The following is a 7,805-nucleotide window of genomic DNA, read 5'->3' as shown; positions in this document are numbered from 1 at the left end:
ACACTAGGATGCTAAGCTAACCTCCTGAGCTAATAGCTAACTATAGTGTGTGTAAAATTTTAGATCGGGCTTGGTAATTTGGTAATTGTGGTAATTCTATCTTAACTCTTTGATTTTAAAGGGATTACCAGTTACCACTTTTTGGTAACGCCATTATCAAGAAATGGTAATTTCTGGTAACTGATAGAACAGGATTTTCTGGGGTATCTCAGAATATTCTAGGGTATTTTCTTTTTACTATTGCTTCAAAACCTGCTTGGTTTATAATCATAGATAGAGTATCTCAGAGTTTTCTGGGGTACGTTAGAATATCTTTAGGTGGAATAATGGACATTATAGCGGTATATAACGCCAAAGGCGGGTCTGGAAAATCAACTTTAACAGCTCAAATTTCAGGGGCTTACCATGCAATGGGTAAAACTGTTGGCGTGGTCGATATGGATGAACAGCGTTCTATTTACGCAGTTCTAAAGGATCACGAATCAATTCAAGTGTTTGCAGGGTCGCCAACATCTAAGCCAGATGTTGATGTTCTTATCATCGATCACCCTCCGGGCCCTGTACTTCCGCATGAAGCAGCTAGGGTTGTGATTGTTCCGTTTGAAGCTGATCGCTTCAATGTTGCATCAACCAATACAGCTAAACGACTTTTAGGTGATAAACATCAGGTCGTAACAGTCTTGAATAAATTCAAAGGTGAACATGGCGCAAGTGCTTTAGAGAAATCTATTGCTGAGCAATATAGCTATGATCTCTTGGTTCGTGAACGTGCAGCTTATAAATCATCAGTTGCAGAGGGTCTTACAATTTTCTGTGAGAATTTTAGCGGTGCTAAACAGCCATCACTTAAACAAGCAAAATCAGAGATAGAACAAATAGTTAAAAAAATTGAGGAATTACTATGAGCCGTCAAAAATTAGGTTTTTTGGATGAAGAGAGCAGAGACGAGAACGCAGTTAGTGATATAGAGAAATCGCTAAATGGTGGTGATGCTGTCCCTGTATACACTTATAACACTCAAGAAGTTGATTCAGTTAATGATTTGAGAGTGATGATTAAAGGTCGTGATAAATCTTATTCAAAAGGCTTAAAAGCAATCAACTGTAAATTACCAGAGCAACTTATAGAGCGATTAAGTGACACTGTAATGGGTAGTCGCAATACAGCAATGATTGCTCTTATAGAACACGCTTTAGATCAGTTAGAGCAAGATGGAAAAATGTTGAATGTTTCTGTAAAAGAAGCGAAATAGGGTTGCAAGTTAGCTTAGCAATTAGTAAGCTAACTAAAAGAGCTAAAAGCTAAGCTCTTTTTGCTAAAAAACATTGGGGTTCGGGCAAGCAATACCCCTTTTAAAAACAATAAATTAGGTGCACATATGGCAATTGCAACAATATACAAGGATTACAAGAGCGGGTTTAGCTCTCAAGATGGCGATGGGGTTAGCTCATCGGTGGTTGGCAAAAATTCAACTTACAAACAAGAATGGGAGATCTACGAGCCATCATTTGATGATGAACTCGATGTAGAGCCTACTGTTTTAAATTCAGATGGTGTGTTATTTGAAGATTTCCGCCAACAAGTGGCTGATATTTCTTATTCTTGGTCAAAGGATAACGCTTTAAAGAGCAAGGCTTCAGGGGCTATTAGCTCGCCAATGCGTGGAGGGCGTTATGGCGATGACAACGACAAAGAGTTTCAGATTTTTGATTTTGGATTCTCAAATGATGAACTAGAAGCATCAGCTAAAGACCATTTTAATGGTGATATTGATGCTTGTAAGTTAGCAATCAAGGAACGAGTTGGTAAGTGGGCTAATAACATCCACACAAGCACGATTGCAGCTAAATACCCTGACAAACAGCCAAAGCGATTAGGTTTTGTTCAGGACTGGCACGAAGACACCAATACACCGCATTTGCGTGTAGCTGTTAGTCGTGTGCTGTGGCTTAGCAAAACGGAAACTGCACCCCTTGCATATAAAAACCGTTCAGAACTAGATGAAGATACGGCAGCTTTAAACGGTTATCTATCTGACATTGGTTTGGCTTTACATGAACATGTAAGCGATGAACCAAACCTATCTAAAAACAAATCTCATATCCCAACTAAAGCCACACCCGAACAAGTTCAGGTGCGTGAAAACGCAGTTGATCAGGCATTGTCTCAGGTGATGGACAAAGAAGATGTTGTTTATCATCAAGTCAATAAAACTGTTTTGGTTCAATCATTTGAAGAGACTCAAAGAGAAATTGAGCGTCTACAACGTGAAGCTGATAAATTTCAACAAGCGATCAACGCTGTTGATAACGAGGCTCTTGTTCGCGCTCAACTGCAAAACGCTGAACACGAGTTATCACAGCTTGGCATTCACCACGAACGATTGCAGGAAGAGCATTCAAATCTAACTAACTCGTATAGTTCATTGGAAGCTAATAAGACAGAAATCGAACAGGCTTTAACGGCAGAGCAAACTCAAAAAAACCAGTTGTCTGAATCTCTCACAGAGCTTAAATCTGAGTATGATCGTCTCGATGAAGAAGCAACAGGTTATGCAAATGAAGTAGAGCAACTAACCGAAAAAGTGATTCCTGATCTTCAATTAAAATCATCTAAATTATCAAATGCTTTAAAGAATAAAGAAGACGAACTGACGAGAGAACGTCAGGAGAATGAACAGCTTGGGAATGATGTTAGTAAGCTTGAATCTGATCTTAAGCGAGTTAGAGAGGTTGAGTTACCTCAAATCGTTGAGTCAGCAGTTAATAAAGCCACTGACAAACAGGCTCAAGAGCTTACAGAGGCGTTTGAGGCTGATAAGGCATCATCTATCGAAGAAGCTGTAAAAGCCGCTCTGGAAGCCCAACAAGCGCAATTTGATAGCAAATTGCAGAGTGCTTTAGCTACTCAAAAAGCTGACCTACATACTGAGCATAGAGAGTCGTTAAATACCGAGCTAGAAGCTCAACGCAAGCAGCTTGAGACAATGCACAATCAGCAAATGGCATTAAAAGACCAGCAAACTAAAATGCTTGAATCTTCGCTATCAACAATGCAATCAACAATGACTGCAATGCAGAAACAAATTGAGCAGTTAGCAGCAAACCAAGAGCGTTTAACCGCATCCACCCCTGACCAAGGGGAGGTCGCTAAGAGCAAGGGAAAAAAGATAAGTAGCTCGAAAGAGCAAAAATCTGAAGAACCTCAACAGGGGTCTTGGATGGAAAACTTAGTTGCTCAAGTGAGTGAATTATCAACTGACTCACTCGGTGGACAAGGGCAAACGCCAGTGAAAAAGCAGGCTGTGTTTGACCATCTTAAAGAAAAGTTCGGCAAGGACTCTGTTAAAGTTGAAAGCATCGGTGATGATCATGTGTTTAAAATCCATGATAAGAACCTGCAATCTTCACCCCCTGCAATTGCTTCTATGCTTGTTGAAAAAGATGAAATTAGTTGTCGCAACATAAAGCCTCAAGAGGCAGCACAATTGATGCTAGATGCTGCTGTAGCATCAGGGTGGAATAACATCAATCTACGAGGTTCAGACGAGTTTATAGATGCATTTAAGGCGATTGTGGAGGCTAATCCTGATTGTGGTATAGGCACTGTAAATGCTCAAAAAGGCGATCAACAATTGCCGAATGTTGAAAAAAGAAACAAGCCTAAACCCTCGTAATCACTAAGAAATAAACTTTCGTGGAACAAAAGGTCGCTTTATTGCGACCTTTTTTATTTTTAGGGTTGTAATCCTTTTTCGTGGAACGTAATCTTATATAAAGAAAGGGGGACAGAATTATGGATACTAGAGAAAAATGTATTCGTCTACGTCTATCAGATCATGAGAAAGCTGTCATTGAAATGGCAATGCTAAAAGCATCCTCAGAACGTGAAACGGGTAAACCTCGATCACGTGGTGCTGATGCACTGAGAGAAGCAGTTTTGACGTGGGCAAGCGAAAAAATTGTGGATGATTTGAAGAAAGCAGAATGCTAGAAATGAAAAAACCCACTCGGGCAAAGTGGGCTTATTCATAAACATAAATTAGATGCTGTTACGGGAGGGCAATCCCTCACAGCGTCATCAAAACGAAAACACATCGAAGTCAATGACTATGAATAATTATAACACTGACGCTACTAGCGTCAAGACGGCTGACATTGTTAGCAAACATGGTAGTTCTGCTACCTTAAAAATAGTAAATAAAGATACCCCAAACAACCCCGAGATATCCCAAGATATCCTCTTCGACTATTTTCTTGATGATGGTCGATACTGGGTAATGAACAATCGCACCTACTATCAACCATATAAAAAATCCACAGCTAAGCGGATGCCAGAATCTAAAAGACTGGCAGAGATGCCGATCTATCCGCTTGCACTGATTGTCGATCGTGATTTGCAAACTGGACGCACATCTCTATATCTAAAATTATGGTATCGAGACGCTATTGGCGAAGAAAATACGCTATGTGTATCGATGGAGTCACTAGCTAAAAAAGACAAGAAAGATACAGCAATATCTGAGCTTATGAGTCACGGCTTTACGCTATTTAATAGCCGTTCGATTGATCTTGCTGATGTACTTCGGATGGTTTCTATTACCGCATTTGAGAAAAAAGACATTTCCGTTTTAGAGGGTTCAACCAAAACTGGCTGGACTGTAAATAAAGATGAGCACATCACGCCATCGAGCGATCACTACCTTGGAAAAGAATCATCTTACATGTCTATCGCTGGCTCTAAAGACCTTTGGATAGACACACAACGCAAGATTTTTGCAACTTCACCTGTTACTGCATTTGTTGTAACTAGTGCGATCAGTGGCTATCTCCGAGGCATTATTAAAGCCGAAAACAGCCCGATCATTGATTTGTGGGGACAAACTTCTCAGGGTAAGACACTTGCAGCTTATTGTGCTGTTTCGTGGATCGGCCCGCTCGGCGTCCAAGGCGGTAACTACAATTCGTGGGAAAGTACCAAGGTAGCTAGAGAAAATATTCTATCAATCCGATCTAACTCATTTGCCTTGATGGATGAGATCTCAGGGATGAAAGACAAATTTTCAGCAACCGATCAACTAATGGCATTAGCTAACGGTGGTAGCCGTAGCGCAGCTAAAATGGATGGTTCTCTACGTGCTGCTAAAACATGGCAGAACGTGATTATCTCAACATCTAATATCTCTATCGACTCCCTTATTGATGACAGTCACGAGCAAGCAGATGCTTTACGAGCACGTGTAATTAATATCGACATCGATCAGTATCCGCTTTGGCAAAATGGATTTGGTGAACTCAAAACACCGATGAATCTTGAAAGACTTTTAGACTCTAATTATGGTCATGGATATCACGATGTAATTAAATACATTAAGGCACACAGTGTAGAACTAGAAAATAAAGTTACAAACTTACAAGATGAGTATTTTTCTAGATTTGAAAATAATGCAATTGTAGCTCGTAGAGCAAAAGAGATTGCATTTACTCTAGCTGCTTGTGATGTGGTTGAATCTGTTATTGGTAATGGGTCAACTAATAATGTTAAGTCTTTTTGCGAAACACTGCTAAATAGTTGGCAACAAGAGCAACCGCACAGAGAAATAGATAAGATTGATGATATCAGAGATTCAATTTTGGCTATTATGGCACATTACAGCACATCTACTAAAATAGATGGCTACTGGTTTGATCCTGAATGTCCAAATCAAGAGCAAGCAGCAAAATATACAACCAGAGACAATTCAAGATCTGGTTACAAAGTATATTTAAAACAGAACTCAGCAATGAAAATGCCTTTTGATATTGATGGATTGGTTTGCATTGCAAAGACAGAGCAAAGTGCTATCAAAAAGGCTCTAGGAATAGATTTAAAGGCTCTTGCACAACGTGCGAAGTATGAAGATATGCTACACACAAACAAAGGTCGTAGCGACTTCTCATGTAGCCCACTCAACAAGATGCGAACATACGCATTTAAATTATCTCGACGTGAAGACACTGTTAATGAACAGCTAGAAGAGCTAGGAAATTTAATAGATGAAATGGATGATACTCCATTCTAAATAATAAAGCCCTCACATGGAGGGCTTTATTATATCTTCAACTTAATATCATTTTTCATGATAAATAAATAAACAAGAAAACTAAGTAATAAATTGTCGTTATTTAAATGACTTTGCATTTTTTCCATATTTGCTTTTATCATTAACTTTCTCAGCCTGCTATATAATGCGTCATGTTTTAATTTTAATTTACGCATAAATTCTATTAACTCTTGCTCGTCTAACCAATCATTAATTTCTTTTTCAGCCATCGAATGAGCAATTAAATAGACCTCCTGAAATTCTGCACGATCTGGATCAGAATCAAAAACTGTTGCTGCAATAACAGAAGTTCTGAGTTTTAAATAAAATGAATTTATTTCCATTGTATTTATTTAAACAATAAGATCATTGATAAACAAATTCAATAATTAATTAGCTGTCACCATTATTAATCCTGTAGGCAAACCTCCCAGATTTAATATGTGAGACAGAAGCTATAATGAAAAATAAAATTTGAACTATACCTATTTTGTAATTAGGTTCAACTAAGCTAATCACATATATACCAATGTTTGAAGAAGACATTAAGACAGTTTTTGACATAAACCAATTAATTTCAGAACGATTAATATCTCCTTCATAATTTGAGGTTGCATTCCATACAGTAAATAATGAAGACGAATACATCATTGCACTAGCAATTGACCAATCGCCAGTTAAAAGTATATCTTCATACCTTCCCGTTAACCCCTTAACTAGTACCAATAATGCTAATGGAATAAATATCAGCAAATAAGAACTAGCAACTGATTTAAACTCATTCTTGTATTTCATTTTGAGTTCCAGTGCTACATTCTATAATATCAATAACTTCCTTAATTTTAGCATTTTGAATATTAACCTTATCATTGATAAGAACGACATCATATTCTGAATGAACACGTAAATAATCTTTACCACCTAATCTTGTTTCAGAGTTCTGATATTCTTTAAGCCATTTAGTATCTAATATTTCAGCACTAAATTGCCTTCCAGTTGCTCTACTTATTACCTCCCACTTAGATGAACCTTGATTACAAGGTTTAAAGACTTCAATTACTTCTTCACCATCATGATGACCTTTGCTTTTAGAAAACATCTTATTGATATTACCAGTGAATCTAAAACTGGAGCTAAACGGTACAACATTATTAAGATCTTCACCTTCTTTACAAACCTTTAAATACTCATCAGGGTCTAACATCTCATTGCCTTTCGACCATTCTTTCATCCCTAATGCAGTATCCAAATCACCAACATGAGGTTCAATTTTAAGTTTCCTACCTGTCCCCTTTAGACGATTACTCTCTTTTTCAGTTACTTCCTGAACTTGATTCTTACTAGATACCTCACCAATAAAACTCCGAATCATTGAATCTGGTCGAGTCAACTCTTCCGCTTTTAGTGCTAATTTAGCAAGGATACACCCCTTAGTAACTTCCTTAAGCTCAATATCAAAACCATACTCCGATCCAATAGCATGGCTGATGGTTGAACCTAGCATTTGATATGCTGATATAAAGTGACCCATAGCATGAAAAACGTCCGCAGGGTTCTTTCTATCAGGGTTATATTCAAGATGAAACTCAATTATTTTAGCTTCCATTACCTAACTCACTGGTTTTTATGACGTAATATTATCTATGATACTTATGATATAGCATTTTAACCAATTAGAACTATTCCTTACCCACAAAAAATCACCCTAACCCAGCTAAGAACA

General features: G+C 38.0%; 8 protein-coding genes. 5 read left to right on the top strand and 3 right to left on the bottom strand.

Annotation, left to right across the window (positions count from 1 at the left end; all coding sequences use genetic code 11):
• Positions 1–326: 326 nt before the first annotated feature.
• The 5 genes from BCU68_RS14330 to BCU68_RS14310 all read left to right on the top strand — a co-directional run bounded on the left by BCU68_RS14330 (position 327) and on the right by BCU68_RS14310 (position 6,061).
• Complete coding sequence (locus BCU68_RS14330; protein WP_157935204.1) at positions 327–905, top strand: ParA family protein; 579 nt, start codon at positions 327–329, stop codon at positions 903–905.
• Positions 902–1,252 (top strand): hypothetical protein, encoded by a 351-nt coding sequence (locus tag BCU68_RS14325; RefSeq protein WP_102427657.1) that lies wholly within the window; start codon positions 902–904, stop codon positions 1,250–1,252. The genes BCU68_RS14330 and BCU68_RS14325 overlap by 4 nt, the downstream gene beginning before the upstream one ends.
• 126 nt (positions 1,253–1,378) lie before the next feature.
• Positions 1,379–3,676, top strand: a complete 2,298-nt coding sequence (locus BCU68_RS14320) for a hypothetical protein (RefSeq protein ID WP_102565434.1) — start codon at positions 1,379–1,381, stop codon at positions 3,674–3,676.
• A gap of 119 nt (positions 3,677–3,795) precedes the next feature.
• Positions 3,796–3,993 carry a hypothetical protein gene (locus BCU68_RS14315; protein WP_102565433.1) on the top strand — a complete coding sequence of 66 codons (198 nt, stop codon included), beginning with the start codon at positions 3,796–3,798 and terminating at the stop codon, positions 3,991–3,993.
• A 118-nt stretch (positions 3,994–4,111) separates the two neighbouring features.
• Complete coding sequence (locus BCU68_RS14310; RefSeq protein ID WP_157935203.1) at positions 4,112–6,061, top strand: DUF927 domain-containing protein; 1,950 nt, start codon at positions 4,112–4,114, stop codon at positions 6,059–6,061.
• Between the two features lie 29 nt (positions 6,062–6,090).
• Here the strand turns inward: BCU68_RS14310 and BCU68_RS14305 are convergent, their stop codons facing one another.
• From BCU68_RS14305 to BCU68_RS14295, 3 genes are read right to left on the bottom strand one after another with little or no spacing between them, the layout of a single operon-like run.
• Positions 6,091–6,426, bottom strand: coding sequence for a hypothetical protein (locus BCU68_RS14305; RefSeq protein ID WP_102565431.1), 336 nt, complete (start codon positions 6,424–6,426; stop codon positions 6,091–6,093).
• A 49-nt stretch (positions 6,427–6,475) separates the two neighbouring features.
• Positions 6,476–6,877, bottom strand: coding sequence for a hypothetical protein (locus tag BCU68_RS14300; protein WP_102565430.1), 402 nt, complete (start codon positions 6,875–6,877; stop codon positions 6,476–6,478).
• The gene (locus tag BCU68_RS14295; RefSeq protein WP_102565429.1) at positions 6,861–7,688 is read right to left on the bottom strand and encodes a hypothetical protein; all 828 of its coding nucleotides are present in this window, start codon (positions 7,686–7,688) and stop codon (positions 6,861–6,863) included. Before BCU68_RS14295 ends, BCU68_RS14300 begins: the two co-directional genes overlap by 17 nt.
• Positions 7,689–7,805: the final 117 nt, after the last annotated feature.

This window comes from Vibrio sp. 10N.286.49.B3 (assembly GCF_002873395.1).
In the GTDB taxonomy this organism is placed as follows: domain Bacteria; phylum Pseudomonadota; class Gammaproteobacteria; order Enterobacterales; family Vibrionaceae; genus Vibrio.
Note: the sequence above shows the minus strand (reverse complement) of the source record. Positions and strands in the feature narration are given on the sequence as shown.

Bases quoted from the DNA above. Each gene is read 5' to 3' on its own strand.
- BCU68_RS14300 (WP_102565430.1), bottom strand. From the start codon at position 6,877: ATGAAATACAAGAATGAGTTTAAATCAGTTGCTAGTTCTTATTTGCTG.
- BCU68_RS14310 (WP_157935203.1), top strand. From the start codon at position 4,112: ATGAATAATTATAACACTGACGCTACTAGCGTCAAGACGGCTGACATT.
- BCU68_RS14295 (WP_102565429.1), bottom strand. From the start codon at position 7,688: ATGGAAGCTAAAATAATTGAGTTTCATCTTGAATATAACCCTGATAGA.
- BCU68_RS14320 (WP_102565434.1), top strand. From the start codon at position 1,379: ATGGCAATTGCAACAATATACAAGGATTACAAGAGCGGGTTTAGCTCT.
- BCU68_RS14315 (WP_102565433.1), top strand. From the start codon at position 3,796: ATGGATACTAGAGAAAAATGTATTCGTCTACGTCTATCAGATCATGAG.
- BCU68_RS14305 (WP_102565431.1), bottom strand. From the start codon at position 6,426: ATGGAAATAAATTCATTTTATTTAAAACTCAGAACTTCTGTTATTGCA.
- BCU68_RS14330 (WP_157935204.1), top strand. From the start codon at position 327: ATGGACATTATAGCGGTATATAACGCCAAAGGCGGGTCTGGAAAATCA.
- BCU68_RS14325 (WP_102427657.1), top strand. From the start codon at position 902: ATGAGCCGTCAAAAATTAGGTTTTTTGGATGAAGAGAGCAGAGACGAG.